Origin of the sequence: Sandarakinorhabdus sp. DWP1-3-1 (genome assembly GCF_049896705.1) — a bacterium.
GTDB lineage: Bacteria > Pseudomonadota > Alphaproteobacteria > Sphingomonadales > Sphingomonadaceae > Sandarakinorhabdus.
Map to the genome: position 1 here is coordinate 1,792,877 of NZ_JAFCUV010000001.1, position 25,236 is coordinate 1,818,112.

31 protein-coding genes are annotated in these 25,236 nt (G+C 68.9%); 19 read left to right on the forward strand and 12 right to left on the reverse strand.

What is annotated here, in order from left to right; translation table 11 throughout:
• The first annotated feature begins 4 nt into the window (after positions 1 to 4).
• Both putA and ACP7AI_RS08655 read left to right on the forward strand, forming a co-directional pair.
• A complete protein-coding gene (gene putA / locus ACP7AI_RS08650; RefSeq protein ID WP_426166208.1) occupies positions 5 to 3,043 on the forward strand; it encodes a bifunctional proline dehydrogenase/L-glutamate gamma-semialdehyde dehydrogenase PutA in 3,039 nt (1,012 codons plus the stop codon).
• A gap of 277 nt (positions 3,044 to 3,320) precedes the next feature.
• Positions 3,321 to 3,575, forward strand: coding sequence for a hypothetical protein (locus ACP7AI_RS08655; RefSeq protein WP_426166211.1), 255 nt, complete (start codon positions 3,321 to 3,323; stop codon positions 3,573 to 3,575).
• A 34-nt stretch (positions 3,576 to 3,609) separates the two neighbouring features.
• Here the strand turns inward: ACP7AI_RS08655 and ACP7AI_RS08660 are convergent, their stop codons facing one another.
• Positions 3,610 to 4,347, reverse strand: a complete 738-nt coding sequence (locus ACP7AI_RS08660; protein ID WP_426166213.1) for a dienelactone hydrolase family protein — start codon at positions 4,345 to 4,347, stop codon at positions 3,610 to 3,612.
• A gap of 144 nt (positions 4,348 to 4,491) precedes the next feature.
• Here ACP7AI_RS08660 and ACP7AI_RS08665 point away from each other — a divergent pair, with 144 nt between their 5' ends.
• The 3 genes from ACP7AI_RS08665 to ACP7AI_RS08675 all read left to right on the forward strand — a co-directional run bounded on the left by ACP7AI_RS08665 (position 4,492) and on the right by ACP7AI_RS08675 (position 6,046).
• A complete protein-coding gene (locus ACP7AI_RS08665; protein WP_426166216.1) occupies positions 4,492 to 4,680 on the forward strand; it encodes a hypothetical protein in 189 nt (62 codons plus the stop codon).
• 70 nt (positions 4,681 to 4,750) lie between these two features.
• On the forward strand, positions 4,751 to 5,248 hold the full coding sequence (locus tag ACP7AI_RS08670; RefSeq protein WP_426166219.1) for a hypothetical protein: 498 nt from the start codon (positions 4,751 to 4,753) through the stop codon (positions 5,246 to 5,248).
• A 39-nt stretch (positions 5,249 to 5,287) separates the two neighbouring features.
• A complete protein-coding gene (locus ACP7AI_RS08675) occupies positions 5,288 to 6,046 on the forward strand; it encodes a Coq4 family protein (RefSeq protein ID WP_426166221.1) in 759 nt (252 codons plus the stop codon).
• Here the strand turns inward: ACP7AI_RS08675 and ACP7AI_RS08680 are convergent.
• A complete protein-coding gene (locus tag ACP7AI_RS08680; RefSeq protein ID WP_426166224.1) occupies positions 5,979 to 7,211 on the reverse strand; it encodes a mechanosensitive ion channel family protein in 1,233 nt (410 codons plus the stop codon). The genes ACP7AI_RS08675 and ACP7AI_RS08680 overlap by 68 nt on opposite strands.
• Positions 7,208 to 8,020: a YgfZ/GcvT domain-containing protein gene (locus ACP7AI_RS08685; RefSeq protein ID WP_426166227.1), complete on the reverse strand. Its 813-nt coding sequence runs from the start codon at positions 8,018 to 8,020 to the stop codon at positions 7,208 to 7,210. Before ACP7AI_RS08685 ends, ACP7AI_RS08680 begins: the two co-directional genes overlap by 4 nt.
• 150 nt (positions 8,021 to 8,170) lie before the next feature.
• Between ACP7AI_RS08685 and rpmG the strand changes: the two genes are divergently transcribed.
• On the forward strand, positions 8,171 to 8,338 hold the full coding sequence (rpmG, locus tag ACP7AI_RS08690) for a 50S ribosomal protein L33 (RefSeq protein WP_426166229.1): 168 nt from the start codon (positions 8,171 to 8,173) through the stop codon (positions 8,336 to 8,338).
• Between the two features lie 139 nt (positions 8,339 to 8,477).
• On the opposite strand, the gene ACP7AI_RS08695 is transcribed toward rpmG, so the two are convergent.
• Positions 8,478 to 9,392, reverse strand: a complete 915-nt coding sequence (locus ACP7AI_RS08695; RefSeq protein ID WP_426166232.1) for a diguanylate cyclase — start codon at positions 9,390 to 9,392, stop codon at positions 8,478 to 8,480.
• 201 nt (positions 9,393 to 9,593) lie between these two features.
• Here ACP7AI_RS08695 and ACP7AI_RS08700 point away from each other — a divergent pair, with 201 nt between their 5' ends.
• Genes ACP7AI_RS08700 through ACP7AI_RS08720 form a run of 5 tightly spaced genes read left to right on the forward strand, consistent with a single transcriptional unit; the run spans position 9,594 to position 12,606 of the window.
• Positions 9,594 to 9,878 (forward strand): DUF3572 domain-containing protein, encoded by a 285-nt coding sequence (locus ACP7AI_RS08700; RefSeq protein ID WP_426166235.1) that lies wholly within the window; start codon positions 9,594 to 9,596, stop codon positions 9,876 to 9,878.
• On the forward strand, positions 9,875 to 10,489 hold the full coding sequence (locus tag ACP7AI_RS08705; RefSeq protein ID WP_426166238.1) for an HAD family hydrolase: 615 nt from the start codon (positions 9,875 to 9,877) through the stop codon (positions 10,487 to 10,489). Before ACP7AI_RS08700 ends, ACP7AI_RS08705 begins: the two co-directional genes overlap by 4 nt.
• On the forward strand, positions 10,486 to 10,953 hold the full coding sequence (locus tag ACP7AI_RS08710; RefSeq protein WP_426166241.1) for a RidA family protein: 468 nt from the start codon (positions 10,486 to 10,488) through the stop codon (positions 10,951 to 10,953). The genes ACP7AI_RS08705 and ACP7AI_RS08710 overlap by 4 nt, the downstream gene beginning before the upstream one ends.
• On the forward strand, positions 10,953 to 12,086 hold the full coding sequence (locus ACP7AI_RS08715) for a GNAT family N-acetyltransferase (RefSeq protein WP_426166244.1): 1,134 nt from the start codon (positions 10,953 to 10,955) through the stop codon (positions 12,084 to 12,086). The genes ACP7AI_RS08710 and ACP7AI_RS08715 overlap by 1 nt, the downstream gene beginning before the upstream one ends.
• A 40-nt stretch (positions 12,087 to 12,126) precedes the next feature.
• A complete protein-coding gene (locus ACP7AI_RS08720; RefSeq protein WP_426166247.1) occupies positions 12,127 to 12,606 on the forward strand; it encodes a hypothetical protein in 480 nt (159 codons plus the stop codon).
• Positions 12,607 to 12,629: 23 nt separating this feature from the next.
• On the opposite strand, the gene panC is transcribed toward ACP7AI_RS08720, so the two are convergent.
• On the reverse strand, positions 12,630 to 13,478 hold the full coding sequence (gene panC, locus ACP7AI_RS08725) for a pantoate--beta-alanine ligase (protein ID WP_426166250.1): 849 nt from the start codon (positions 13,476 to 13,478) through the stop codon (positions 12,630 to 12,632).
• Positions 13,479 to 13,573: 95 nt separating this feature from the next.
• On the opposite strand from panC, the gene ACP7AI_RS08730 reads away from it, so the two are divergent.
• The 3 genes from ACP7AI_RS08730 (at position 13,574) to pgmG (ending at position 16,229) form a co-directional block, all read left to right on the forward strand.
• Complete coding sequence (locus tag ACP7AI_RS08730) at positions 13,574 to 14,383, forward strand: division plane positioning ATPase MipZ (RefSeq protein WP_426166253.1); 810 nt, start codon at positions 13,574 to 13,576, stop codon at positions 14,381 to 14,383.
• Positions 14,384 to 14,386: 3 nt separating this feature from the next.
• Positions 14,387 to 14,782, forward strand: a complete 396-nt coding sequence (locus ACP7AI_RS08735) for a molecular chaperone DnaJ (RefSeq protein WP_426166256.1) — start codon at positions 14,387 to 14,389, stop codon at positions 14,780 to 14,782.
• Positions 14,783 to 14,846: 64 nt separating this feature from the next.
• Complete coding sequence (gene pgmG / locus ACP7AI_RS08740) at positions 14,847 to 16,229, forward strand: phosphoglucomutase/phosphomannomutase PgmG (protein ID WP_426166259.1); 1,383 nt, start codon at positions 14,847 to 14,849, stop codon at positions 16,227 to 16,229.
• Positions 16,230 to 16,256: 27 nt separating this feature from the next.
• On the opposite strand, the gene ACP7AI_RS08745 is transcribed toward pgmG, so the two are convergent.
• Positions 16,257 to 16,730, reverse strand: a complete 474-nt coding sequence (locus ACP7AI_RS08745; protein WP_426166262.1) for a hypothetical protein — start codon at positions 16,728 to 16,730, stop codon at positions 16,257 to 16,259.
• A gap of 133 nt (positions 16,731 to 16,863) precedes the next feature.
• On the opposite strand from ACP7AI_RS08745, the gene ACP7AI_RS08750 reads away from it, so the two are divergent.
• The 3 genes from ACP7AI_RS08750 (at position 16,864) to ACP7AI_RS08760 (ending at position 18,683) form a co-directional block, all read left to right on the forward strand.
• Positions 16,864 to 17,361 carry a phasin family protein gene (locus ACP7AI_RS08750; protein ID WP_426166265.1) on the forward strand — a complete coding sequence of 166 codons (498 nt, stop codon included), beginning with the start codon at positions 16,864 to 16,866 and terminating at the stop codon, positions 17,359 to 17,361.
• A gap of 116 nt (positions 17,362 to 17,477) precedes the next feature.
• Positions 17,478 to 17,840, forward strand: a complete 363-nt coding sequence (clpS, locus tag ACP7AI_RS08755; protein ID WP_426166268.1) for an ATP-dependent Clp protease adapter ClpS — start codon at positions 17,478 to 17,480, stop codon at positions 17,838 to 17,840.
• A 144-nt stretch (positions 17,841 to 17,984) separates the two neighbouring features.
• Complete coding sequence (locus tag ACP7AI_RS08760) at positions 17,985 to 18,683, forward strand: SDR family NAD(P)-dependent oxidoreductase (protein ID WP_426166271.1); 699 nt, start codon at positions 17,985 to 17,987, stop codon at positions 18,681 to 18,683.
• Here ACP7AI_RS08760 and ACP7AI_RS08765 read toward each other — a convergent pair.
• Complete coding sequence (locus ACP7AI_RS08765; protein ID WP_426166274.1) at positions 18,680 to 18,886, reverse strand: hypothetical protein; 207 nt, start codon at positions 18,884 to 18,886, stop codon at positions 18,680 to 18,682. The two genes, ACP7AI_RS08760 and ACP7AI_RS08765, sit on opposite strands and share 4 nt — an antisense overlap.
• A gap of 74 nt (positions 18,887 to 18,960) precedes the next feature.
• Between ACP7AI_RS08765 and ACP7AI_RS08770 the strand changes: the two genes are divergently transcribed.
• Positions 18,961 to 20,325 (forward strand): APC family permease, encoded by a 1,365-nt coding sequence (locus ACP7AI_RS08770; protein ID WP_426166276.1) that lies wholly within the window; start codon positions 18,961 to 18,963, stop codon positions 20,323 to 20,325.
• On the opposite strand, the gene ACP7AI_RS08775 is transcribed toward ACP7AI_RS08770, so the two are convergent.
• Entirely contained in the window at positions 20,322 to 21,713 is a 1,392-nt protein-coding gene (locus tag ACP7AI_RS08775) for a cryptochrome/photolyase family protein (protein WP_426166279.1), read from the reverse strand. The two genes, ACP7AI_RS08770 and ACP7AI_RS08775, sit on opposite strands and share 4 nt — an antisense overlap.
• 66 nt (positions 21,714 to 21,779) lie before the next feature.
• On the opposite strand from ACP7AI_RS08775, the gene ACP7AI_RS08780 reads away from it, so the two are divergent.
• On the forward strand, positions 21,780 to 22,646 hold the full coding sequence (locus tag ACP7AI_RS08780) for a D-amino-acid transaminase (RefSeq protein ID WP_426166282.1): 867 nt from the start codon (positions 21,780 to 21,782) through the stop codon (positions 22,644 to 22,646).
• Between the two features lie 50 nt (positions 22,647 to 22,696).
• Here the strand turns inward: ACP7AI_RS08780 and ACP7AI_RS08785 are convergent, their stop codons facing one another.
• The 4 genes from ACP7AI_RS08785 to ACP7AI_RS08800 are packed head-to-tail and all read right to left on the reverse strand — an operon-like array spanning position 22,697 to position 25,223.
• On the reverse strand, positions 22,697 to 23,245 hold the full coding sequence (locus ACP7AI_RS08785; RefSeq protein WP_426166285.1) for a periplasmic heavy metal sensor: 549 nt from the start codon (positions 23,243 to 23,245) through the stop codon (positions 22,697 to 22,699).
• Positions 23,242 to 23,703, reverse strand: coding sequence for a hypothetical protein (locus tag ACP7AI_RS08790; protein ID WP_426166288.1), 462 nt, complete (start codon positions 23,701 to 23,703; stop codon positions 23,242 to 23,244). Before ACP7AI_RS08790 ends, ACP7AI_RS08785 begins: the two co-directional genes overlap by 4 nt.
• On the reverse strand, positions 23,700 to 24,296 hold the full coding sequence (locus ACP7AI_RS08795; protein WP_426166291.1) for an RNA polymerase sigma factor: 597 nt from the start codon (positions 24,294 to 24,296) through the stop codon (positions 23,700 to 23,702). The genes ACP7AI_RS08790 and ACP7AI_RS08795 overlap by 4 nt, the downstream gene beginning before the upstream one ends.
• Before the next feature lie 9 nt (positions 24,297 to 24,305).
• The gene (locus tag ACP7AI_RS08800; RefSeq protein WP_426166294.1) at positions 24,306 to 25,223 is read right to left on the reverse strand and encodes a histone deacetylase family protein; all 918 of its coding nucleotides are present in this window, start codon (positions 25,221 to 25,223) and stop codon (positions 24,306 to 24,308) included.
• Positions 25,224 to 25,236: the final 13 nt, after the last annotated feature.

Sequence of the window (25,236 nt, forward strand, 5' to 3'; positions counted from 1 at the left end):
GGGGATGACCAGCCTTGCCACCGCCCGCAGCCAGATGCGCACCCTCCACCGTGCGCCCGAACCCGAGGTCCTGGCCGGCCTGCTGCCCACCGCCACGCTGGCGCCGGCGACGCGAGACGCCGTCGTCGGCCGCGCGCTCGGGCTGTTGGCGGACCTGCGCGCGGCGCAGACCGAAGGCTGGGTCAACCGCTTCCTCCAGCAGTATCGCCTCAATACGGCGGAGGGCGTGGCACTGCTGAGCCTGGCCGAGGCGTTCCTGCGCGTGCCCGATACCGAGACCGCCGACGCGCTGATCCGCGACAAGATCGGCAATGCCGACTGGTCGGCGCACGCCGGCGAGTCCGATTCGGCGCTGGTCAATTCGGCGACCTGGGGCCTGGTGATGACCCGGGCGCTGTTGGGCGATGCCAACGACTCTGGGGCAAAGGCCAGCGTCCTCAAGCGCCTCGTCGCCCGCGCCGGGGAGCCCTTCGTCCGCCAGGCTGTCGGCGCCGCGATGCGCATGATGGGGCAGGTGTTCGTCATGGGCCGCACCATCGACGAGGCGCTGGTCCGCGCCGGAGACAAGGACAACCGCGGCTTCACCGCCAGCTTCGACATGCTCGGCGAGGCCGCGCGCACCTATGAGGACGGCGCCCGCTATTTCGCCAGCTACCAGGCCGCCATCCGCGACACGGCGAAGGCCGCCAAGGCCAACCACATCACCGACCGCCATTCCGTCTCGGTCAAGCTGTCCGCGCTCCACCCGCGCTACGAAACCGCCCATGCCGCGACCGCGGTGCCGGCGCTGACCGAGATGGTCCGGCAACTGGCGCATGAGGCCGCCGCCAGCGGCATCGGCCTGACCGTCGATGCCGAGGAGAGCGAGCGCCTGATGATGAGCCTCGACATCATCGAGGCCGTCGCCCGCGATCCGCAGCTCAAAGGTTGGGACGGCTTCGGCATGGCGGCGCAAGGCTATGGCAAGCGTGCCCGCGCCGTCATCGCCTGGGCGCAAGGCCTGGGCGCCGACACCGGCCAGCGCCTGACCGTGCGGCTGGTCAAAGGCGCCTATTGGGACAGCGAGATCAAGCGCACGCAGGAGGGCGGCCTCGCCGACTACCCGCTGTTCACCCGCAAGGCCGCAACCGATGTGTCCTACCTCGCCTGCGCCCATGACATGCTGGCGGCGCCCAACATCTACCCGGCCTTTGCCAGCCACAATGCGCTGACGGTGGCGACCATCCTCGAATGGGCCGGCGACACCCGCGACTTCGAATTCCAGCGGCTGCACGGCATGGGCGAAGGGCTGTTCGAGCGGCTGGTGCGCGAGGACGGCTACAAATGCCGGACCTATGCGCCCGTCGGCGGCCATCGTGACCTGCTCGCCTATCTGGTCCGGCGCCTGCTGGAGAATGGCGCAAACTCCAGCTTTGTCCACCAGCTCGCCGATGCGAGCATCAGCGATGAAACGCTGCTTGCGGACCCGGCCGCCAAGATCGCCGGCGTCGGCGGCACGCCGCACCCCTCGATCCCACTGCCGGTGCGGCTCTATGGCGACAGCCGCGACAACAGCGCCGGGATCGACCTTGCCGACGAGGTCGTGCTGGCGCGCGTCGCCAAGGACATCCTGCTGTTCGACGAGGCCGACGCGCTGTTCGGCAAGCGCGGCGACATCCAGGATGCGCACGACCGCCACGCCGTTGCCGAAGCCGTCGACGCCGCCGACCGCGCCTTCCCCGCCTGGTCCGCCACCCCCGTCGCCGCCCGCGCCGCCGCGCTCGATCGCCTCGCCGACCTGCTCGAGCGCGACCGTGAGCGGCTGATGGCGATCTGCGTTCACGAGGCGCGAAAGACGATCCCCGACGCCCTTGCCGAAGTCCGCGAAGCGGTCGATTTCTGCCGCTATTACGCCGCCGAGGCGCGCGCCAAATTCGTGCCCCAGCTGCTCCCCGGCCCGACCGGCGAACGCAACGAGTTGCGGCTGGAAGGGCGCGGCGTCTTTGCCTGCATCGCGCCCTGGAATTTCCCGCTCGCCATCTTTCTCGGGCAGGTCGGCGCGGCGCTCGTCGCCGGCAACACCGTCGTCGGCAAGCCGGCGCCGCAGACGCCCGCCATCGCCGAGGCGGCGGTCAAGCTGGCGCACGAGGCCGGCATCCCCCGCGACGCGCTGCGCCTCGTAACCGGCGGCGGCGAAGCCGGTGATGCGCTGGTTCGAGACGCGCGGGTTTCAGGCGTCGCCTTCACCGGCAGCACCGCCACGGCGCGCCGCATCGCCCGGGCGCTGCTCGACGACGAGACGCGCCCGCTGGTGCCGCTGATCGCCGAGACCGGCGGCATCAACGCGATGATCGTCGATTCGACCGCGCTGACCGAACAGGTGGTGCAGGATGTCATCACCAGCGCCTTCCGCAGCGCCGGGCAACGGTGTTCGGCGCTGCGCCTGCTGCTGGTGCAGGAGGATGTGGCGGAGCGCACGCTGGAGATGCTGAAGGGCGCCATGGACACGTTGCTGATCGGCGCGCCGGCCGACCCGGCGACCGATGTCGGCCCGGTCATCGACACCGCATCATACGACCGGCTGGAAAGCTATCGCCAGTCGCAGCGCGATCGCTGGGTCCATACCCTCGAGGCGCCCGCCACGGGCGACTTTATCGCGCCGACGGTGATCCGGCTCGGCAGCATCGCCGAGCTGACCCAGGAATGGTTCGGGCCACTGCTGCACGTCGTGACCTGGAAGGCCGGGACCCTGCCCGAAACCATCGGCGCGGTGAACGCGCTGGGCTATGGCCTGACGATGGGCCTGCACAGCCGCATCGCCTCGGTGGCCGCGGCGGTCGCGGAGACCGCCCATGTCGGCAATCTCTACATCAACCGCTCGATGATCGGCGCCGTCGTCGGCTCACAACCCTTCGGCGGGGAGGGCCGCTCCGGCACCGGCTTCAAGGCCGGCGGACCGCACTACCTGCTGCGCTTCGTCCACGAACGGACGGTGAGCACGGACACGACGAGCGCCGGCGGCAATGCGAGCTTGCTGAGCATCGAGGACGTGGCGGGGATCTGAAATCGGCGTTTGAAATCAACGTTGTCACGCTTAAGGCTACACTAAGGCTACACCATTGACGGGTGCCTTCTGCTCCCTCCCCCTACCGCCGCAGGCGGTAGAGTGGGAGGGTCGGGGTGGGGGCGTTGGCGCAGAGCGTGCCCGAATCGATCGACCCCTAACCCGACCCTGCCCACTCTACGTCCGCTTCGCTCATGTGGGAGGAGGGAGCAGCAGGGTCCGAGACGGGGTAGAAAGCAGACATTGATCTGGTGAGTGCGCGCCCTAAGCTGAGCGAATGACGTCAGACGAACTTCAGGCCGATGTGCACGCTATCCTCGCCGCCGAGAAAGAGCCTAAAATTGACTGGGCAATGGTAGAAGCGATGTGTCTCAGAGCCATTGAACGGCTCAATACCGAGGGGCAGCCGGAATACCCTTATGACCTTGTGTATCATTTCCTCGATGACGTGGACATTCGCCGGAAGGACCCGAGCTACGCCGCTGTGCAACGCGAGCCCATAACGACGTGGCTTACCGCTCCGAATAACTAACGTCCGCTTCTGGGCGTAACCTGCCACTCCGCCACTACCCCAACGTCCGCCCGAACAGCGCCCGCATCTCCCGCCACCCGCGCTCCGCCGCCGCTTCGTCGTAGACCGGAAAATCCGGCATCATCCAGCCATGCGCGGCGCCATCGTACACCTCCGCACGATACGCCACCCCCGCCGCGTCCAGCGCCGCTTCGAAGCGCGCCGCCATCTCGGGCGAGTAGCTGTTGTCGTTGTCGGCCGCCGCGACATAGACCTCGGCCTGCAGCTGCGGCGCGTATGTGTGCGGGCTGTCGGGCCTGTCGGTGGCGAGGTTGCCGCCGTGGAAGCTGGCGACGGCGGCAAAGCGATCGGGCACCGTGCCCGCGGCGGCGATCGCCATGCCGGCGCCCATGCAGAAGCCGACGGCGCCGACCTTGCCGCCGACGACATCGCTGCGCGTGTCGAGATAGGCGAGCAATGCCGCCGTGTCCGCCGCCGCCCTGGCATTGCCGGTCGTCGCCATCAGCGGGCCGAGGATGGCGCGGAAATCGCCCTTGAAGACCTCCACCGGGTCGAACGGGCCATAGGGGCCATAGCGATAGAAGGGGTCGGGCAGCAGCACGACATGGCCTGCCTCCGCCAGTCGTTCCGCCATGCCGAGCGCACCCGGTCGGATGCCGCCGGCGTCCATGTACATGATCACCGCCGGGCCGCCGCCGCCACCGGCGGGCGTAAAGACATGGGCGGGGCAATCGCCGTCGCTGGCGGCAATGGTCAGCTGCTGATGGGGCATGGCGCAAGGCTCCGCGTTCTAGGGCGATCCGAAAGCTACGGCGTATTAACCATATCGGTTGTTTTTGTCAAGCCCCGGGCGGTCTTGGCGGGGGCTAACAAACGCGATAATTACGACGGCACAGGGTGATGGCGGGGAAAATCGGTGAACAGGACAACGTTACTGGCGCTTTGCCTCGGCCTTGGCGGCTGTGCCTATGACCATTACGCCGCCAACCAGCAATGCGCGCAACAGGCCGGCTGCGTCTCCAGCTTCCCCGATAGCGGCTATGGCCCGATACAGGCCCAGGCCGTGGCGCCCGACAATTCGGCGATGAGCGTGCCGCGAAACTGACACGCCGCGATCTTGACTTTGCTGTATTGGTGACATAACTCACCAATACAGCAACCACGGATCATACCCGATGATTTTCCATGTTTCGATCGCCGCCGGCGAGCCCCAACGCGTCGCCGAGGTCATCGCCGAACTGTGGCGCGGTGCCGCCCTGCCGGTCCCTCCGGTCGCCGACGGCGCGTGGATCGCCATGGCCGGCGACGCCCGCAACAGCGCCATCGAGATCTATCGGTTCGGGTCGGTACTGGTACCGGCGGACGACGATGACGGCGACCGCGATGCCCGCACCGTAAAGGACCCGGTGCCGAGCGCCCGCACCGCCACCCATGTCGCCATCGCCACCGATCTCGGTGCCGATCAGGTCCATGCCATCGGCAGGCGCGAAGGCTGGCTGACCCGCTACCGGATGCGCGGCGCGCTGTTCGGCGTCATCGAATTCTGGCTGGAAAACGCCGTGATGATCGAAGTGCTGACGCCATCGATGCAGCGCGAATATCTGTCGGGCGTGTCGATCGAACAGTGGCGCGACATGGTGGCGGCATCGCCCGAGCAGGCCGACCCCGAGTAGGACTTTACGCAGCGCGATTTTTGCGTACAGCTACTCCGCATGACCGCCCATACCGCTATCGCCGCCGCGCCCGAGCCGCGCCGCCTGCCCGTCCCGCGCAAGGAATGGGGAGCTGCCTTCCGTGCGCTCCAACGGCTGCTGCGCGACAAGGACGATACCCGCGAAGTCTTCGAGATCATGCGTGCGCTCAACGGTGATTCGACCCGCAAGGGCTATCACCGGCTGCTCGCCACGGCCGAGGGCGGCCGCCTGGCCTATCAGCGCGAGGAGCTTGCCGATCGCCTGTCGGACCGTGCCTGGCTGGCGACGCTGCCGGCCGGCAGCCTGGGCGCCGTCTATCGCGACTTCACCGACACCGGCGGCGTGACCCCGCAGGGCCTGGTCGAGGTTTCGAACCAGACCATGATCGGGCTTGAGCATCCCGTCGCCTGGTTCGGCCGGCGTATCCGCGATTCGCACGACCTGTGGCACGTCACCACCGGCTATGGCCTGGATTCACTGGGCGAGGCCTGTCTCGTCGCCTTCTCCTATGCCCAGACGCGGGCGCTCGGCTGGGCGTTCATCGCCGTCGGCGCGGCGTTCAAGAGCCGCAAGGCGCCGGTGAAGCAGCCCTATGTCGCCGCCATTCGCGAAGGCTATCGGCGCGGGCGCGCGGCACGCTGGCTGCCGGCGCAGGACTGGCTGGCGCTGCTGCCGCTGCCGATCGACGACGTCCGCGCCCGGCTGGGGCTTATTCCGGCGCCGATTTACCGTTCGATCCCCGTCGAACTGCGCGGCCAGGCGGTTCCGAAGGGCTGACCGGCGCCGGCACTTCCATGACGGGCCGGGGGTCGATCATCGTGCCGTCGGGGGCGGCGGTGAAGGTCGTCTGCGTCGGATAGGCGAATTCGACCTTCAGTTCGGCGAGCTTTTGCATGATGGCGAGGCATATTGCCTGTCGCCGGTCCATCATGACGTTGTATTCCGGCACGGTCACGAAGAACACGAACTCGAAATCGAGCGATGATGCGCCGAAATTGAAGAAGTGCGCCCGGTCGAAACGGGTGTCGGGTTGGGCCTCGATGATCGCCTCGATCTCGCCGGGCAGGCGCGCGACGATGTCGGCCGGGGTCTGGTAGATGATGCCGATCTGCATGACGATGCGGCGTTCCTCGATGCGGCGCATGTTGGACACCTGCTGTTCGAGCAATTTGGTGTTGGCCATCACCAACTGTTCGCCCGACAGCGCCCGGATGCGGGTGGTCTTCAGCCCGATCGCCTCCACCCGGCCGGTGTTGCCGCCATAGGAAATGACGTCGCCGACGCGGAACGGCCGGTCGAACAGGATCGACAGGGCGGCGAACAGATCGCTGAAGATACCCTGCGCCGCGAGACCGATGGCGATGCCACCGACGCCCAGGCCCGCCACCAGCGCCGTCACGTTGACGCCGACGTTGTCGAGGATGAGGATGAGCGCCAGGATCCAGACGACGACGTTCACCAGCACGGTGATGACGTTCATCGCGTCGCGCAGCGATTCGCTGTCCTCGGCGCTGGTGCGCCGCTCGACCAGCGACAGCACGATCTCGCGCACCCAGATGGCGCCCTGGATGGCAAAGGCGATGGTGAAGACGAAGCCGATGGCACGCAGCAACGGCGCCGGCGCCTCGCCGAGATTGCCGACCGCCTGCATGGCCAGCACCGCCAGGAAGGGGCTGCGGGTCTTGCGGACGATGCGGCGGACGAAGCCGCGCCAGGTCGTGACGTCATGGCCTTCGCCGAGGACCCGGCAGATGCCCCAGCGCACCGTCCAGAAGACGGCGTAAAGCGCGGCGCCGACAGCGAGCGCCAGCAGCGCCTGGCGGCTGTCGTAGCGCAGCCAGTTGAAGGTATCGAGCGTCACCGCGCCGAGTTGATCGGGCAGGTCGCGCAGCGGCGTCGGGTCGGCGGGGGTGGCAGGTTTTGCCGGGGGAGCGGCCATCATGCGTCGGCAACCGCGCCGGCCAGCGCCGGTTCCAGCCAGGTCGGGCGCGCCACGGTGAGCGCGGCATCGCCTGCGCCGAGCGGACCGCCGGCAGCCTCCAGCCGCAGATGGGCAAAGCCGCGGCCGCCGGCGTGGCAGCGCAGCGCACCGACAGTGCGGCCGGCGGCATCGCGGACGACGCCGTCGCCCGGATCGCCCGCGATGGCGACCGGCACCAGGCGGCGGCGAACCTTGTCGCGATGGTGCATGCGGGCGGTATTCTCCTGGCCGACATAGCAGCCCTTGGTGAAGCTGACGCCGCCGAGCAGGTCCGCGCCCGTTTCCAGCCACAGCAGCTCGTCCTCGCCGATGTCGGCGCTGTCGGGCACGCCGATGGCAAGGCGGTGGGCGTCATAAGTCGTGGCCCCCGGCTCTGGACCGGAATTTGCCAGCCAGCGGGCCCCCAGCGGCGCAAAGCGCGGGTCGGCGGGGTGGCCGGCCTCGCCGCCGTTCCAGCCGGCGACGACCCGCAGCGGGCTGGCCGCGATGGCTACCGCCTTGCGCAGCTTGTACATCGACAACCGCCGCGCCAGCGCCGGGGCGCGGGTGGCGGCGATGTCGATCAGCACGCCGTCCGGCGCGGCGAACAGGATCATGTCGAACAGGGCCTTGCCCTGTGGCGACAACAGGCCGGCATAAAGCGGGCGATCGGGGGCGAGCTGGTCGAGATCGTTGGTCAGCAGCCCCTGGAGGAAGCTGCGCGCATCGGCGCCGGTCACCGCGAGCACGGCACGGTCTTCGAGTTCGACGATGGTCGGGGGCAAGGTCATGCAGCTCAATTAGGTGTTCGACGCCGGTCTGCCAAATCCGGGGCAATCTGGCGGCGGCGGCTTGACTTTTGCCGGGCGCCCCGCCATTGGACGCCGCTTCTCGTGCCCGGCCTGCCGCGCGCGTCCAATCGCATTACTTCGGGACCTGTCATGGCCAAGCCGACAACCATCAAGATCAAGCTCGTGTCGACCGCGGACACCGGTTATTATTATGTGACCAAGAAGAACCCGCGCACCCAGACCGAGAAGCTGAACTTCCGCAAATATGATCCGGTGGCGCGCAAGCACGTCGAGTTCAAGGAAGCGAAGATCAAGTAGCGCCCTGCGGCGGCGCGCAAGCGTAGCTTGCAAGCCGACTCGCAGCAGCGCGGCCGGCGGGCGGTTGGCCACGCCAACCGACCCGTCCGACGTCAGCCGCGGCTTTGCCGCGGCTTTTTTATGCCCCGCAACCCCCGAATCAAGCCGCCTCCGCCACCTGATTCCGCCCGGCGCGCTTGGCATCGTACAGCGCCGCATCGGCGCGCATCAGTAGCGTTTCGGCACTGGTGTCGCCCTCTTTCAGCACCGCAAGGCCGACGCTGATCGTCACATGGACCGGCCCGTCGGGGCCGCGCCCGATCGGGGTTTCCGCCACGGCCTTCACCAGCCAGGCGGCGACCAGCCCGGCTGTCAGGTGATCGGTATCGGGCATCACCACGACGATCTCGTCGCCGCCGAAGCGCGCGATCGTGTCGGTCGGTCGCAGCCCGGCCTGCAGCGCCTCGGCCACGCTGCGCAGTACACGGTCGCCGGCGGCATGGCCCCAGCGGTCGTTGAACGGCTTCAGCGCATCGAGATCGATCATCAGCAGTGCCAGCGCCCGGCGGCCACTGCGCGCCGAATCGAAGGCGGCGGGCAGGATCGTATCCAGATGGTGGCGATTGTAGAGCCCGGTCACCGGGTCGATCACCGCCAGCCGCCAGACCGCACGGGTTTCCGCGGCGCGCGCCGATGCCACCGCCCGGCGCCGGACCAGCGCGGCGATGCGGGCGCGGATCTCGTGCGGGTCGATCGGCAGGCCGGCGACATCGGCGACGCGCAGGTCGAAGGCCTTGACCAGCGCCGCCGGGTCGTCGCGCGGCACCAGTGCGAACACCGGCAGCGGAAATTGTTCGGCGGCCGGCTGCAATTCGAGCAGCCGCGTCAGGGCCGCGGGCGACGACGGCCCGTCGAGGGCGACGATCAGCACCGTCAGCGCGCGCTGGCCGATGAGCTGGATGGCGCCGGCGATGCTCAGCACCTCGAGCGTGGCGCCGGGCGGGACAAGCGACAACAGCGCCCCGGCGAGCCCGCCGGCGCTGTCGCTCCCCACAAAACCGATCCTCACGGTCATCGGATGCCTTTATCCCCCGGCGCCAGGCGCGACCGACGCCGGCTTTCCGCCCGCGGCAGCGCATGGCGCCCACGCTCCGCGTAGCGCGAAACACGCCTTGCAACCAGCAAGGATTGCCGCAGCGCCGTCGGCAATGCTTGGCAAGCCCCCATCATGCCCCGTAGGGAAGAACGGTATCCAGCCGATCGGTATCTACGCTTGTTGCACGAACGAAAGACTAACGGCGCCGAACCGCCGGCCGTCATCGGCCTGATGGCGCTGGCGCATGTCGCCGGCGATGCCGACCTGGGGCCGCGGTTCCTGGCGCTGTCGGGCCTCGATGTGGCGACGCTGCGGGAACGTGCCGGCGACCCGGTGGTGCTCGCCGCGGTCGTCGATTTCCTGACCGGCCGCGAGGCCGACCTGGTCGCCTGTGCCGACGCCATCGGCGTCAAGCCGGCAGCGCTGGTCGCCGCCGGCGCGGCATTGGCGGAGGGCCGGGCGTGAGCAGACCGCTGATCATTTCGGACTGCGATGGCGTACTCCTCGAGTTCATCGACCCGTTCATTGCCTATCTGAAGGCTGAACATGCGCTGACTCTGCGGCTCGACAGTTTTGCGCTGACCGGCAATGTCCGCGACGCGAGCGGCAATCCGATCGCCGCCGAGGCGTTTCCGCCGCTGCTCGACGGGTTTTTCACGACCCATATGCGGACGCAGATCCCGGTGGCCGGCGCCGTCGATGCGCTGGCGCGGCTGGCGACGACCTGCGACGTCGTCGTGCTGACCAACATCGCCGACCATCACGCCGTCACCCGCACCGCCGAGCTGGCCCGCAGGGGGATGCCATACCGGGTCATCGGCAACAACGGCCCCAAGGGCGCGCCGATCAGGGCGCTGCTCGACGAGTTCCAGCCGTCGAGCGCGGTGTTCATCGACGACCTGCCGCCGCATCACAGTTCGGCGAAGAAGCATGTGCCGCACGTCCATCGCCTGCACATGGTCGCCGAGGCGCCGCTGCGCGGCCTGATCCCCGCCGCCCCCGATGCCGACGCCCGGATCGACGACTGGGCCGAGGCAATCGAGCATATCATGACGATCCTGGAGACCGAACGATGACCGATACCCCCGCCTCCCGTCTCGCCGCGCTCGGGATCACGCTGCCGACCGCGGCAGCACCCGCCGCCAACTATGTTCCAGGCGTCATCATCGACGGCCTGCTGCACATTTCGGGCCAGATCCCGTTTGACGAGGCCGGTGCGCTGATCAAGGGCCGGCTCGGCGATACCGTCGACGTCGCCGGCGGCCAGGTCGCGGCGCGGCGCTGCGCCGTCGGGCTGATCGCCCAGATGCAGGCGGCGCTCGGCGAGCTCGGCCGCGTCCGCCGCATCGTCAAGCTGGGCGTGTTCGTCGCCTCCCACCCCGATTTCACCGACCAGCCCGAGGTCGGCAATGGCGCGTCGGACCTGATGGTCGCGGTGTTCGGCGAGGCCGGTCGCCATGCCCGATCGGCGGTGGGCGTCGCCGTGCTGCCGCGCGGGGTCGCGGTGGAGATCGACGCGATCGTCGCCATCCAGGATTGATGGCGGAGGTACGCGCCCGGGTGCTGACCGCTGCCGCGGACGTGACCGCGGCGGACTGGAATGCCTGTGCCGGGCCCGACAATCCGTTCGTCCAGCACGCGTTCTTCGCCAGCCTGGAGGCATCGGGCAGCGCCTGCGCGCGCACCGGCTGGCAGCCGGCGCATATCGTCGTCGATGATGCCGACGGGCGCCCGGCGGGCATCATGCCGGCGTATTTGAAGACGCACAGCCAGGGCGAATATGTCTTCGACCATGGCTGGGCCGATGCCTGGGAGCGTGCTGGCGGACGCTATTATCCCAAGCTGCAATGTTCGGTGCCGTTCACGCCGGCGACGGGGCCGCGGCTGCTGCTGCGTGACCCTGCTGTCGCCCCAGTCCTGCTGGCGGCGGCCGAGACGCTGGCGGTGCAGAACAATCTGTCGTCGGTGCATGCGACGTTCGTGGCGCCCGACCAGCAACCGCTGTTCGCGGCGCAGGGCTGGCTGATTCGGGTCGGCGAACAGTTCCACTGGTCGAACGACGGCTATGCGAGCTTCGGCGACTTCCTGGCGGCGCTGTCGTCGCGCAAGCGGAAGGCGATCCGCAAGGAACGCGAAGGCGCGCTGGCCAGCGGCGTCGACATCGTCCACCTGTCGGGCGCCGAGATCACCGAGGCGCATTGGGATGCGTTCTGGACGTTCTACCAGGACACCGGCATGCGGAAATGGGGTCGGCCCTACCTGACGCGATCGTTCTTCTCGCTGCTCGGCGAAAGCATGGGCGACCGGGTGCTGCTGATGCTGGCGTTGCGCAATGGCCGGCCGGTGGCGGGCGCGCTGAACCTCATCGGCGGCGATTGCCTTTACGGCCGCTACTGGGGATCGACCGAGGACATCCCCTTCCTGCATTTCGAGCTCTGCTATTACCAGGCGATCGACTGGGCCATCGCGCACGGCCTGGCGCGGGTCGAGGCCGGGGCGCAGGGGGCGCACAAGCTGGCGCGCGGCTATCGCCCGGTGGCGACGGTGTCGGCGCATTACATCCCGAATGCCGGTTTCCGCGAAGCCGTCGCCGATTTCGTGGCCCGTGAGGGCGAAATGGTGGCGGCGGACATCGAGGCGATGGACATGGCCACCCCGTTCAGGCGCGGCTAAGGTGGCAAGGCGCTCCGATGGAGCCGAAGGACCGATGGACATGATGCTGCGCGCCCTGACCCTGTTTGCTCTGCTGACCGGCACCGCCGTGCAGGCGGAGGAAGTCTATCGCCTGTCGCCGGCAGAGCGCGATGCCGCGATCGCGGCGGGGTCGCGGCGCACCGACACCGACACGCCGGCGCTGCTGCCGTCACGGCTGTCGGCGGGCAGCATCACCGACCTCAACGGCCCGTCGCTCTATGCCGATGAAGAGGGCAAGGCCGACAAGAAGATCCACGGCGAGGTCGGCATGTTCGTCGGGACCGGCGGCGCCCGCGGCTTTTTCGGCACCGCGGTGGTGCCGCTGGGCGAGCAGGCGACGGCGACGCTGTCGTTCAGCCAAGCCGAGGGGCGCGGCTTCGGCTATGGGCCTTATGGTTACGGCGGGTTCGGTGGTGGCTTTGGCGGCGGTTTCGGCTTTGGCTCGCCATATGATTACCCGTTTGGCGGCTATCCGATCGGTCGGCGGCAAGCACGCTAGGTTCTCCCTCGAGGGAGGGAACGTCAGACTGCCAGATTGTCGATCAGCCGCGTGCTGCCCATCACCGCCGCTGCCATCAGCCGCGCACCCGGCGTCACCGCCCTGAGCGGCGTCAACCGCTCGCCATCGACGAGCTCGAAATAGTCGATGCGGGCAAAGCCGGCGCCGGCGATCTTGCGCTCGGCCGTGGCCAGCGCCGGGGCGACATCGCCGCCGGCGAGCAGTGCCTCGCGCGCCCGGGACAGGGCCTGCGGCAGTGCGACGGCGCGGGCGCGCTCGTCGGGCGTCAGGTACAGGTTGCGCGACGACAGCGCGAGGCCGTCGTCATCGCGGACGATATGGCAGCCGATGATCTGGGTGCCGAGGTCGAGATCGTCCGCCATGCGCCGCACGATCGCCAACTGCTGCCAGTCTTTTTCGCCGAACACCGCGACATCGGCCCGCGCCGCCGCCAGCAGCTTCGACACGACGGTCGCCACCCCGTCGAAATGCCCGGGCCGCGCGGCGCCACAGAGCAGGTCGGGCAGCGCCGCGACGCGCACATATGACGCGAAGCCCGGCGGGTACATCGTCGCCACGGTCGGCGCGTAGAGCAGCTCGCAACCCGCCGCGAGCAGCTTGGCACCGTCACCGGCCTCGTCGCGCGGATAGCGTTCAAGGTCCTCGGTCGGCCCGAACTGCTTGGGGTTGACGAAGATCGACGCCGCCACCTTGTCGGCATGTTTCAACCCTTCAGCGACCAGCGCCAGATGGCCGGCGTGGAGGGCGCCCATCGTCGGCACGAAGGCGACGCGATGCCCGGCGCGCTTCCACGCCTCCATCGCGGCGGTCAGCTCTAGGGGGGTGCGGACGATGCGAAGCGGTCCCGGCATGGGCGGCCTTTCGGTTGTGTCAGCCTTGACTGCAGCTTGACACTTTCGCGCGGCTGTGTGCGAAACCGCCGTGATTGGCAAGGTTCGGGGCATCAATGGCGGGGGCAGGTTTGGCGGCAGAAAAATCCGCGCACATCATCGTGCTCGGCAATGAAAAGGGCGGGTCGGGGAAATCCACGACCGCCGTCCATATCGGCGTCGCGCTGGCCCATGCCGGGTTCAAGGTCGCGATGCTGGATCTCGACGCGCGCCAGCGCACCGTCGCACGCTATCTCGAAAACCGTGCCGCCTTTGCCGCATCGCGCGACCTGTCACTGCCCAGCCCCGACGTGGCGGTGATCCCCGATGGACCGGAAGCCGCGGCGGAACTCGAACTGCGGCTCGACCAGGCCAAGGGGCTGAACTTCATCGTCATCGATACGCCGGGCCGCGACAGCGAGCTCGCCCGTGCCGCCCTGGCCCGTGCCGACACCATCGTCACCCCGATCAACGACAGCTTCGTCGATTTCGACCTGATCGGCCAGGTCGACCCGGAGACCTTCGCCGTCAAGCGGCCGAGTTTCTATGCCGAGCTGATCTGGGACGCGCGCCGCGCCAGGGCCAAGCAGGACGGGGTCCAGGTCGACTGGGTGGTGCTGCGCAACCGCCTGTCGACGCTGGAGGCGCGCAACCGCAAGCGGGTGGGCGCGGCGCTCGATGCGCTGGCCAAGCGCGTCGGCTTTCGTGTCGTCGGCGGGCTGGCCGAGCGCGTCATCTTCCGCGAATTCTTCCCGCGCGGGCTCACCCTGCTCGATCGCTCGGCGCTGGAGGATTTCAGCCTCAGCCATGTCGGCGCGCGTGCCGAACTACGGGCGCTGCTCGCCGGCCTCAACCTGCCGGGCTGGGACCCGGCGATGCTGGCCTGACGCTTGGGCATCGCGCTCATCCTCGCCGCGGCGCTGGCCTGGTGGCTGCACAAGCGCGGAGAGCTGGTGCCCAACCTGCTGCGGCTCGGTGGCAGCGGCGTGGCGCTGCTGTTCGCCATCCGCATGCTCGAAACCGGGCATTTCATCATGGCGGCGATCGCCGCGGCCGGCGCGTGGTACTGGTGGCGATCGCAGGCGCCAAAGGCCGTGGTTGGCGATGCCGCCGCCGCTCGCGCCCTTCTCGGCGTCAGCGCGACAGCCGATGCCGAGACCATCCAGGCCGCCTGGCGCAGCCGCATCGCCGCGGCGCACCCCGATGCCGGCGGCAGCGACGCCGCGGCGCGAGACGTCACCGCGGCGCGTGACCTGCTGCTGGCCCAGTTGCGGCAACGAAACTAGCTGCGGTACGTAATGGGTTGTTGACGATTGGCCGCTAGAGCGCGCCACAGTTCCGGAGTAGCCAGTGTCCCACCAGTTCCACGCCACGTCCCTGCGCGAATACGACATTCGCGGTCTTGTCGGCGACACGCTGACCGAAGCCGACGCCCATGCCATCGGCCGCAGCTTCGGCACGGTCATCCGGCGCGCCGGCGGCAGCAAGGTGGCAGTCGGCTATGACGGTCGCACCTCGTCGCCGCTGTTCGAAACGGCGCTGGTGCGCGGGCTGAACGAGGCCGGGGTCGAGGCCTGGCGGGTCGGCCTGGGGCCGACGCCGATGCTCTATTATTCGGTCTACGAACTCGGCTGCGACGGCGGCATCATGATCACCGGCAGCCATAATCCACCGGCGTACAACGGTTTCAAGATGATGCTGAAGGACCGGCCGTTTTTCGGCGCCGACATCCGCGCGCTGGGCGAGATGGCGGCGGCGGGCGACTGGGAAACCGGGACCGCCGGGGAACGCGGCATCGAAATCATGGATCGCTATGTCGACCGGCTCGTGCAGGGCTTCGACGCCACCACGCCGTTCACCATCGCCTGGGATTGCGGCAACGGCGTCGCCGGGCCGGTCGTCGAGAAGCTGGTCAGGAAGCTGCCCGGCACCCATCATTTGCTGTTCACCGAGGTCGACGGCAATTTCCCCAACCATCACCCCGATCCGACCGAGGAAAAGAACCTCGTCGACCTGAAGCGCGCCGTTGCCGACCACGGCTGCGACTTCGGCGTGGCCTTCGATGGCGATGCCGACCGGCTGGGTGCCGTCGACGGCCAGGGCCGGGTGGTGTGGGGCGACCAGCTGCTCGGTATCCTTGCAGAGCCGGTGCTGAAGGCGCTGCCCGGCGCCACGATCATCGCCGATGTGAAGGCCAGCCAGGCGCTGTACGACCGCATCGCCGAACTGGGCGGCACGCCGCTGATGTGGAAGACCGGCCACAGCCTGATCAAGGCCAAGATGAAGGAAGCCGATTCGCCGCTGGCCGGCGAGATGAGCGGCCACATCTTCTTCAAGCATGAATGGTATGGCTTTGACGACGGCATCTATGCGGCGGTGCGGCTGATCCGCGCCGTGTCGGCGCTCGGCGGCTCGCTGACCGCGTTGAAGGACGCGATGCCGGCGATGGTCAACACGCCGGAGCTGCGCTTCCAGTCGTCGGAAGACCGCAAGTTCGTCGTCGTCAGCGAGGTTCTCGGCCGGCTGAAGACGGCTGGCGCGACCGTCGACGAAACCGATGGCGCGCGGGTGACGACGCCCGACGGCTGGTGGCTGCTGCGGGCGTCGAACACCCAGGACGTGCTCGTCGCCCGCGTCGAAGCACGCAGCCAGGAGGCGCTGGAAAAACTGCAGGGCGACCTCAACGCCGCGCTGGCAGCATCGGGCGTCGCGCCGGTCGTGGTCGGCCACTAACCCCCTGAAGATAAACGGCATCGACACTCATGTTGCAGCGCAACATAAGCTCTTGAAAGCGGGTTCGATTTCTATTATGTTGCATCGCAGCATGAACGTGGAGCGAGCAATGCCTGCCAAGACGAACGCCGCATCGACCAAGCCCGCAGCACCCTGCAGCGACGCCCCGGTTGCGCCTGTCGCGTCGACGCCTGCGGTGCCGATCGCGGCGTCGCCGGCCGCGGCACCCAAGCCGGTGCGGCCGGTCGCCGCCAAGCCGGCCCCGGTCGTGGTGCCGCCGCTCGCTGCCAAGCCGGCGATTAAGGTGCCTTCCGCCAGGCCGGTGGCCAAGGCCGTTGTGCCGCCAAAGGCCGCCGCTCCCAAGGCCCCGCCGGTTGTCGCGCCGAAGCCTGTCGCGGCCAAGCCGATCGTCACGCCGCCGACCCCGCCGGCTGCCGAGGCCCCGGCCGCGGCTTCCGTTGCCGCACCGACCACGACCGACGTTGCCACGCCGGCGCCCATCGCGCCGCCGGCCGCAACCGCTCCGGTCGCGCCTGCCTCGGCCGACCCGGCGCCTGCCGCACCGCGTCCGGCGCTCTACGTCGTCCCCACCGCTTTCAAACTGCCCACCCCACTTAACCTCAAGGATACTCCGATGGCCGCTGCCTTTGAAACCACCCAGGAAACCGTCAAGAACACCGTCAGCCAGATGAACAAGTCGGCTGAAGACGCGATGACCACCGGCAAGGCCGCGATGGAGCAGATCACTGCCAAGTCGAAGGAAGCCGTCGAGCAGAGCATGAAGTCGCTCGACGAAATCACCGACATGGCCCGCGGCAATGTCGAAGCGCTGCTGGCTTCGGCCCGCGCCGCCACCGCCGGCATCGAGCAGATCGCCACCCACGTCGCCGAAGTGTCGCGCAAGAGCTTTGAAGAAGCCTCCACGGCGATGAAGGCAATCACGTCCGCCAAGACGCCGAACGAGCTGATGCAGCTGCAGAGCGACTATGCCAAGGGCCAGTTCGACCAGGCCGTTTCGGAATTTTCGAAGCTGTCGGAGATGATGGTCAAGCTCGCTGGTGAAGTGTTCGAGCCGGTCCAGAACCGTGCCGCGATCGCCACCGACAAGATGAAGTCGACCTTCAACAAGTAAGGCCGGTTGCGACCGGACGCCGAAAGGGCGGGTGCGGCGACGCGCCCGCCCTTTTCTGTGCGCGAAATCCGCCCTATATTGGCCGCTCGCCCCTGCCCCCGGAGCCGACCCCCTTGATGACCTTCGTGCCGTTGCTTAGCGATGACGATTCCCAGGACGGCAAGCCGGGCGGCCCCGGCGGCGGCACCGGCGTCGGCGTCGCCACCAAGACGCGGACCCGCACCGCCAAGCCGGCGCTGTACAAGGTGCTGATGCTGAACGACGATTACACACCGATGGAATTCGTCGTGCTGACATTGCAGCGCTTCTTCAAGATGACGATCGAGGACGCGACCCGCGTCATGCTCCACGTCCACCAGCGCGGGGTCGGGGTGTGTGGCATTTTCACCTATGAAGTTGCCGAGACCAAGGTGAACCAGGTCATCGATTTCGCGCGGGAGCACCAGCATCCGCTGCAGTGCACGATGGAAAAGGACTAGCGGCCCGGCACGCGCGAAGTCGCGAGGGCAGACACCATCAGCCTGTCACCCCGGCGAAGGCCGGGGTGACAGGCGTTTTTCCCTCAAGGGACTGCGCCACCGCGTCCACTGGCGCGTTCCCACCATCGCGGTTAGCCCGGCAGCATGACCCGCCTGCCATCCTTCACCCGCGCTGCCCATGCCGTCATCATCGGGGCCAGCGGCGGCATCGGCGCGGCGCTTGCCGATCTGCTCGACGCCGATCTGCAATTTGCGCAGGTCACGCGAATGGCGCGGGCCACCGGCCTCGACGTCACCGACCCGGCAAGCATCACCGCTGCCGCATCGGCGCTGCAGGCGCCGCCCGACCTGGTCATATGTGCCACAGGGTTGCTCCATGCCGACGGCCTTTCGCCCGAACGCGACCTGCGCATGCTGTCGGCAGACGCTTTCGCGCGCGCGTTCGCCGTCAACGCAACCGGCCCGGCGCTGGTCGCCCAGGCGTTCCTGCCGCTGCTGCCAAAGGGCCGAAAGACACTGTTCGCGGCCCTGTCGGCCCGTGTCGGTTCAATCGGCGACAACCGCCTCGGCGGCTGGCATGCCTATCGTGCATCAAAGGCTGCGCTCAACCAGATCCTGCGCACCATGGCGATCGAGCAGGCCCGCAAGAACCCCGACAGCATCGTTATCGGCCTGCATCCCGGCACCGTCGATACCGGCCTGTCGAAGCCATTCCAGCGCAACGTGAAAACCCTGTTCACCCCAACGCAGTCGGCCGCCCACCTGCTCGACGTCATCGAAACGATGACGCCGACGGTGAGCGGCCGGGTGTTCGACTGGCAGGGTGTCGAGATAATGCCCTAGAGCGACGGTACCGCGTTCGGGATGGTGTTTTCGTCGGCGATGCCGGCAGCAAACGAGCGCGATGCATCGCGGCCGTCGGGCGTGTGCGCGCCGCCCGAACGGTCCTGGCCCATGCCGAGTTCGTTCTTGATGCCGCCGGCGGCGCGATTGCCGAGCCAGACCGCAAGACCTGCGAGGCCGAGACCGATGATGATGGATTTCATGCTGTTTCTCCTTCGCCTGACCAACCCCGCAGCACCACGAGGGTTCCGCCAAACGCGGCGAGTGGACAGGGCGGATGCGGCCGCCTAGCGTTCCGAGCCATGGCCGTCACGATCCGTCACTCCTCCGGAAGCCGCGCCTGACGGCTCCCGTCGCCCGCCGCGACGCCGGGCTGGTTGCCGGCATCGGCCTCGGCGGCCTCGTCGGCAATTTCCTCGGCCTCATCATCGGCGCCGGCATTTTCGCCGTGCCGCGCGACATCGCCGCCGCCATGGGCCCCTGGGGGCCGCTGAGCTATGTCGCCGGCGCCATCACGATGGGCGCCATCATGCTGTGCTTTGCGGAAGCCGCGGCGCGGGTGCCGGCGAGCGGCGGCATCTATGGTTTCGCAGCGACCGCCTTTGGCGACTATTGGGGCTGGTTGAGCGGCATCCTGCTCTGGGCCGGCAACACGCTGTCGAGCGCCGCCGGCGCCGTCGCCACTGTCGCCGCGGCCAGCCTGTTCGTGCCAGCGCTCGCCGGGGGGTTGCCCCAGGCGTTTGCCATCGTCGCGCTGTATGTCGCCCTCGTGCTGATGAACATCCGCAGCATCGCCACGGCCTCGCGTTTCATCTCGGCGGCGACGCTGTTGAAGCTGGTCCCGATCCTGCTGTTCCTCGCCATCGGCGCGGCGCATGTCTCGCCGATCAACCTGCAGGCGGCCCTGCCTGCCGGCGGCAGCCCCGATATCGGCCGTGCCGCCATCCTCGGCCTGTTCATGTTCACCGGCATCGAGGTCGGGCTTGGTGTTGCCGGCGAAGTCCGCGATCCGGCGCGCACGATCCCTCGCGCCATCGCTGTCGCGCTGGGTGCGGCAGCATTGCTGTATACGGGTATCCAGGTCGTCGCGCAGGGCCTGCTCGGCAACGCGCTCGCCGATGCGCCGGCGCCGCTCGCCGCCGCATTGGGCAGCGTGTCGCCGGCGCTGGGGGCGATGATGGCTGTCGGGGCGATGGTGTCGATCATCGGCTATCTGGCCGGTGACATGATGAGTTCGCCGCGCACATTGTTCGCGGCGGCGCGCGATGGCTATCTGCCGGCGGTGTTCGGGCATATCGATGCCCGCCACCACGCGCCGCAGATGGCGATCGTTGCCCATGCCGTAGTGGCGGGGGCGCTGGCGCTGTCGGGCAGCTTCCAGGCGCTGGTCATCGCGTCGATGCTGATCACGCTGATCGTCTATGTCATCGGTTGCGCGGCGGCGCTGCGACTTCGCGCCCGCGACGTGGCGCAGGCCGGGCCGGTGGCGCGCGTCCCGGGTCTGTGGCCGGCGGCGATCATCGCCTTTGCCGCGAGTGTCTGGCTGGCAGCACAATCGACGCGGGCGGAGGCAATGGCGACCACGGCGCTGATCGCGGTGGCGACGCTGCTGCATTTCCTCCGCCGGAAAGTGGCGGCCTAACCCCTCGCTGCCGCATAGGCCGCCAGCGCGCGGGCCCGGCCTTCGGCATGATCGACGATCGGCCGCGGATAGGTCCGGCCCAGCGTCACCCCGGCGGCGCGCAGCAGCATCGGCTCGGCCGCGGCCGGATCGTGGATGACCGCATCGGGCAGCTGCGCCAGCTCCGGCACCCAGCGCCGGATATAGCCGGCCGCGTCGAACTTGGCGCTTTGCGACAACGGCGCGAACACCCGGTTGAACGGCGATGAATCGACTCCCGACCCCATCACCCATTGCCAGCCGAGCGAGTTGGCGCCGAGATCGGCATCGACCAGGCAATCCCAGAACCAGCGCTCCCCCACCCGCCAGTCGACCAGCAGGTGCTTCACCAGGAACGACGCGGCGATCATGCGGACACGGTTGTGCATCCAGCCGGTCGTCCACAACTGCCGCATCCCGGCGTCGACGATCGGATAGCCGGTGCGCCCGCGCTGCCACGCCGCCAGGTCGTCGGGGGCGTTGCGGAACCCCATGTCGTCGAATTGCGCGCGGCCCGGCACATCGCCGTGATCGGGGAACTGGTCGAGGATGTTGGCGGCAAAATCGCGCCAGCCGAGCTCGCGCAGATAGGGTTCCGCCTGCGCCGCCGGAATGGCATCGGCGACGGCGTGCCAGACGGTCCGCACCGAGATTTCACCCAGCGCCAGGTGGGGTGACAGTCGCGACGAGCCTTCCTGCGACGGCAGGTTGCGGCCGGCATCATAGCCGTGCGCGACAGCGAGGAAGGTGGCCAGCCGCGCCGCGGCGCCAGCCTCCCCCGGCGTCCAGATTTCGAAACCACCAGACCAGTCGGGTTTTGTCGGCAGCAGACCCCAGTCGCCAAGGTCGTCCCCCGCCGGCAGCGTCGCGAAGGCCATGTCGGGCACCGGTTGCGGCCGCGGCGGCGGCATCTGCTCCAGCAATTTCTTCCACCAGGGCGTGAAGATTCGATAGCGCCCACCGCCGCCGGCCAGCACGCTCGCCGGCGGGGCGAGCAGTGCGCCGTGGTAGCGTTTCAGCGTGACGGCGCGCGCCACCTCGGCATCCTGCGCCTTGGCCCAAGGTTCGTAATGGGTCAGCGTATGAACGGCGGCGGCACCGATCGCCTGCGCCACCTCGGGCACCACCGCTGCGGCACTGCCCCGGCGCAGCACCAGCGCGCCGCCGCGCGCGGCCAGGTCGCGGCCCAGCGCCGCCAGGCTGTGGTGCAGCCACCAGCGCTGCGCCGCGCCCATCCGCCAATGGCCGGGCGCATCGTCGTCGAGGACGTAGAGCGCCACGACGGGCCCGGCCTTGGCGGCGCCGATCAGCGCGGCGTGATCGGCAAGGCGCAGATCGTTGCGGAACCAGATGAGATGCGGTGCTGACATGGCCCCCTCTATGCCGCTAAAGGCGCTGCATGTCGCGGCTGTCGCCGCTGGTGGGGACGCGCCCGAATGCCGCAACTGGCCTATGTCGACGGCAGGATGGTGCCGCTCCGCAATGCGATGATCCATGTCGAGGATCGCGGGCTGCAATTCGCCGATTCGCTTTACGAAGTGTGCGCCATAATGAACGGCCGGCTGCTCGATTGGCCCGGCCATCTGGCGCGGCTGCGGCGCGGGCTGGCGGCGCTGTTCATCGATTTCCCGATGAGCGACGCGGCGCTCGGCATCGTCGCGCGGCGGCTGGTGGCGGTGAACGGGCACAGCGACGGCCTGCTGTATCTCCAGCTGACGCGCGGCAGCGCGCGGCGCGACCATGGCTTTCCGGCAGCGCCGTCGCCCAGCCTGATCATGACCGTCCGCCGGTTCGATTTCGCCCAGCGCGTGCGGCAGCAGGCGACCGGGGTGAGCGTCGTCACCGTCAACGACATGCGCTGGCGGCGTGTCGACCTGAAGACCACAGGCCTGCTCGCCAATGTCCTCGCCAAGCAGGATGCCCGCGCCGCCGGTGCCTTCGAGGCCTGGCTGGTCGCCGAGGACGGCACGCTCCGCGAGGGCAGCTCGACCAACGCCTGGATCGTCAAGGACGGCCGGCTGCTGACCCATCCGCTCTCGGAATCGATCCTTCCCGGCATCGCCCGCAGCGCGCTGATCGATCTTGCCCGCGGTGCCAAGATCCCCGTCGACGAGCGGCCGTTCAGCCTGGCCGAAGCGCTGGCCGCCGACGAGGCGCTGCTGACGTCGACCACGGCGCCGCTGCTGCCGGTGGTGCGCATCGATGGCCAGGCCATCGGTACCGGTACGCCGGGGCCAATCGCCGCCCGCCTTGCCCCGCTGGTCTGGGGGGAAATCGAGCGGCAGACCGGCTGGCGCGCCTGACACGAAAAAGGGCGACGCCAGCGGCGCCGCCCTCCTTCATTCGTCCCGCCTTACAGCGTCGGCGGCGGTGTCGGCACGGCGCCATCGCGGCCGCCCATGCCGCGCATCGGGCGGCGTTCGCGCCACTTCTGCATACGCGATTCCATCCGGGTCTTCAGCGCGCGACTGTCGGCGACAAAGGCCTTGCGATCGGCGACCGACAGCTTGCCGAAGGCGGCAAGCATCGCCGACTGCCGGCGCTCGCGGCTGGCATTGGCGGCGTTCCGCTCGTCGTCCATCGCGCGCTTCAGCGCATTGGTGTCGAGCCGCTCGGCGTCGAGGATCGTCAGCATCCGGTCGCGCGCGGCCTTCACGGCCTGGCGGTCCTCCTTGCGATCCTCGTTGCCGCGCATCGCTTCCCACATGGTCTTGCGGCCGGCCTCGCTCATCGATGCAAAGGCCTTGCCATGGCCCATGCGGCCGCGACCGCGCCATTCGGGGCCGGCCATCATGCCGGCACCCGGCGCCGGCGGGGGCGGCGGGGCGGCCTGTGCCAGCACCGGGGCGGCCGTCAGCAGCACCGCGCCCAGCGCGGCAGCGCGCAGTGAAAACTTGATCATATCAGTTCGTCCTCATCGGCAGTCGGCGTGAACACATCGGCAAAGGCTTCGGCATCACTGCCATCCCCTGGTGCCGCCACCGCGGCCGACGGCGCGGTGGTATTGGAAAATCCGGCAACCCGGCTGGTGGTGTCGTTCCGCGGCGGCGCCAGCACCATCACCCCGGCCAGCGCCGCGGCCATGGCGCCGCCGACAATCCAGCCGCGGTTGCGCAACGCTGCCGGGGCCGGCTGCGCCTGTTGCGGCAGCCGGGCGATGGCGGCGAGATCGATGCGGCCGGCGACCGGTGTGGCGGCCCAGTCGGCCAGCATCGCATCGACCTCGCGCGCCGTCGCCAACGCCGCGGCGACCCGGGGATCGGCCGCCAACGCCTGCACCGCAGCACGATCACCGACCGGCCAGCGGTGCGCGTCGGCGCCGTGGCTCTCGATGATTTCGATGGCGCGCTCGACGTTCACGGCTGTTTGTCCAATCCCAAAAGGTTGCGTAATTCCATACGCGCCCGGCCCAGCAATCCCTCGACGGCCTTGGGCGTCGCGTCGATCAGCACGGCGATTTCGGCCATGCTCATCCCCTCGCCATGGAACATCGCCAGTGCGGCACGCTGCCGCGGCGCAATGCTTGCCATCGCGGCATCGAGCTGTCGGCGCTGGTCGGTCAGGACGGCGACCTGATAGGGATCAGGGTCGCTGCTCGCGACCTGATCGGCGGCCTCCAGCGGCGCCACCAGCTTTAGCGAACGCCGGCGATCGAGGCACAGGTTGACGACGATGCGCCGGAACCAGCCCTCCACCGATCCGCGCGCCGGATCATAGCGTTCGGCAAGCGTCCACAGCCGCGTCAGCGCAACCTGGACGACATCTTCCGCCGCCGCACGATCATTGAGGGTGCGATCGGCGAGCCGCAATCCGGGGCCCTGCAACGCGCGGGCAAGCCGATCGAAGGCAGCGACATCACCGGTCGTCACCCGGGCCATCAGCGCCGACAGGCTGCCGGCGGGCGCGAATGTACCCTCGTCAGCGACCGGTGGCGGGACAGGCTTGCTGATCATCTACAGCCGTCATACGCCGGTGCGCTGGAAATCCCTCGCGGCCTGCCATTGCGCGACCAGCCCGGCCGCATGGCGGCGCGCCACCGCCATGCGGTCGACGGCATAGCCACCGCCCAGTGTCGAGGCGATGGCGATGCCGCGCGCCCGCGCCGCGCGCACGACATAGGCGTCGCGCGCCGCCAGCCCGGCGTCGCTCAGCGCCAGCCGGCCAAGCCGATCGTCGGCATGGGGATCGACCCCGGCCTGGAACAGCAGCAGGTCGGGGCCCAGGTCGAACAGCGGCGGCAACTCGCTTGCCAGCAACGCCAGATAGCCGGCATCATCGGTGCCGTCGGGCAGCTCGACATCGCGAAAGCTGCGCGCCTTGCGCACCGGGAAATTCTTGGCGGCGTGCATCGAAAAGGTCAGCACGTCGTCGCGCCCCGCAAAGATCACCGCCGTGCCATCGCCCTGATGGACATCCAGGTCGACGACGAGGATGCGCTGCGCCGCGCCTTCGGTGACCAGCCGATTGGCGGCGATGGCGAGATCGTTGGTGACGCAATAGCCGGCACCACCGTCGGGCAGTGCATGGTGGCTGCCGCCGGCGCCGTTGGCGGCATAGCCGTGGCGAAGGGCATGAAGCGCGGCGCCATGGGTGCCGCCGGCAACGGCGAGGGTACGCCGCGCCACCTCCAGCGTGACGGGAAAGCCGATGCGGCGTTCGCGGTCGGGCGCCACCTGGGCCGACAGGACGGCATCGACATAGCCAGGATCGTGGACCGCCTCCAGCCATTCCCGCGGCATCGGCGGCGCGGCGGTGACGGCGACCGCCTGCCCGGCTTCCGCCAGGGCGTCGAGCAGCAGTGCGTATTTCGACATGGGGAAGCTGTGGCCGGCGGGCAGCTCGGCGACGTAATCGGGGTGGTGGAAGAGCGGAAGCGGCATTTTATCTGTCGGC

Excerpts from the sequence above, each read along its gene's own strand:
- rpmG (WP_426166229.1), top strand. The coding sequence starts at position 8,171 with ATGGCCAAGCCGACAACCATCAAGATCAAGCTCGTGTCGACCGCGGAC.
- ACP7AI_RS08770 (WP_426166276.1), top strand. The coding sequence starts at position 18,961 with ATGCGGCCGCCTAGCGTTCCGAGCCATGGCCGTCACGATCCGTCACTC.
- ACP7AI_RS08715 (WP_426166244.1), top strand. The coding sequence starts at position 10,953 with ATGGCGGAGGTACGCGCCCGGGTGCTGACCGCTGCCGCGGACGTGACC.
- panC (WP_426166250.1), bottom strand. The coding sequence starts at position 13,478 with ATGCCGGGACCGCTTCGCATCGTCCGCACCCCCCTAGAGCTGACCGCC.
- ACP7AI_RS08745 (WP_426166262.1), bottom strand. The coding sequence starts at position 16,730 with ATGGGCGCCGGCGTGGCAACGTCGGTCGTGGTCGGTGCGGCAACGGAA.
- ACP7AI_RS08775 (WP_426166279.1), bottom strand. The coding sequence starts at position 21,713 with ATGTCAGCACCGCATCTCATCTGGTTCCGCAACGATCTGCGCCTTGCC.
- ACP7AI_RS08765 (WP_426166274.1), bottom strand. The coding sequence starts at position 18,886 with ATGAAATCCATCATCATCGGTCTCGGCCTCGCAGGTCTTGCGGTCTGG.
- ACP7AI_RS08680 (WP_426166224.1), bottom strand. The coding sequence starts at position 7,211 with ATGATGGCCGCTCCCCCGGCAAAACCTGCCACCCCCGCCGACCCGACG.
- ACP7AI_RS08795 (WP_426166291.1), bottom strand. The coding sequence starts at position 24,296 with ATGATCAGCAAGCCTGTCCCGCCACCGGTCGCTGACGAGGGTACATTC.
- ACP7AI_RS08710 (WP_426166241.1), top strand. The coding sequence starts at position 10,486 with ATGACCGATACCCCCGCCTCCCGTCTCGCCGCGCTCGGGATCACGCTG.
- ACP7AI_RS08750 (WP_426166265.1), top strand. The coding sequence starts at position 16,864 with ATGGCCGCTGCCTTTGAAACCACCCAGGAAACCGTCAAGAACACCGTC.
- ACP7AI_RS08760 (WP_426166271.1), top strand. The coding sequence starts at position 17,985 with ATGACCCGCCTGCCATCCTTCACCCGCGCTGCCCATGCCGTCATCATC.
- ACP7AI_RS08695 (WP_426166232.1), bottom strand. The coding sequence starts at position 9,392 with ATGACCGTGAGGATCGGTTTTGTGGGGAGCGACAGCGCCGGCGGGCTC.
- ACP7AI_RS08720 (WP_426166247.1), top strand. The coding sequence starts at position 12,127 with ATGATGCTGCGCGCCCTGACCCTGTTTGCTCTGCTGACCGGCACCGCC.
- ACP7AI_RS08655 (WP_426166211.1), top strand. The coding sequence starts at position 3,321 with ATGACGTCAGACGAACTTCAGGCCGATGTGCACGCTATCCTCGCCGCC.
- ACP7AI_RS08675 (WP_426166221.1), top strand. The coding sequence starts at position 5,288 with ATGACCGCCCATACCGCTATCGCCGCCGCGCCCGAGCCGCGCCGCCTG.
- ACP7AI_RS08785 (WP_426166285.1), bottom strand. The coding sequence starts at position 23,245 with ATGATCAAGTTTTCACTGCGCGCTGCCGCGCTGGGCGCGGTGCTGCTG.
- ACP7AI_RS08730 (WP_426166253.1), top strand. The coding sequence starts at position 13,574 with ATGGCGGGGGCAGGTTTGGCGGCAGAAAAATCCGCGCACATCATCGTG.
- ACP7AI_RS08685 (WP_426166227.1), bottom strand. The coding sequence starts at position 8,020 with ATGACCTTGCCCCCGACCATCGTCGAACTCGAAGACCGTGCCGTGCTC.
- clpS (WP_426166268.1), top strand. The coding sequence starts at position 17,478 with ATGACCTTCGTGCCGTTGCTTAGCGATGACGATTCCCAGGACGGCAAG.
- ACP7AI_RS08780 (WP_426166282.1), top strand. The coding sequence starts at position 21,780 with ATGCCGCAACTGGCCTATGTCGACGGCAGGATGGTGCCGCTCCGCAAT.
- ACP7AI_RS08670 (WP_426166219.1), top strand. The coding sequence starts at position 4,751 with ATGATTTTCCATGTTTCGATCGCCGCCGGCGAGCCCCAACGCGTCGCC.
- ACP7AI_RS08660 (WP_426166213.1), bottom strand. The coding sequence starts at position 4,347 with ATGCCCCATCAGCAGCTGACCATTGCCGCCAGCGACGGCGATTGCCCC.
- putA (WP_426166208.1), top strand. The coding sequence starts at position 5 with ATGACCAGCCTTGCCACCGCCCGCAGCCAGATGCGCACCCTCCACCGT.
- ACP7AI_RS08800 (WP_426166294.1), bottom strand. The coding sequence starts at position 25,223 with ATGCCGCTTCCGCTCTTCCACCACCCCGATTACGTCGCCGAGCTGCCC.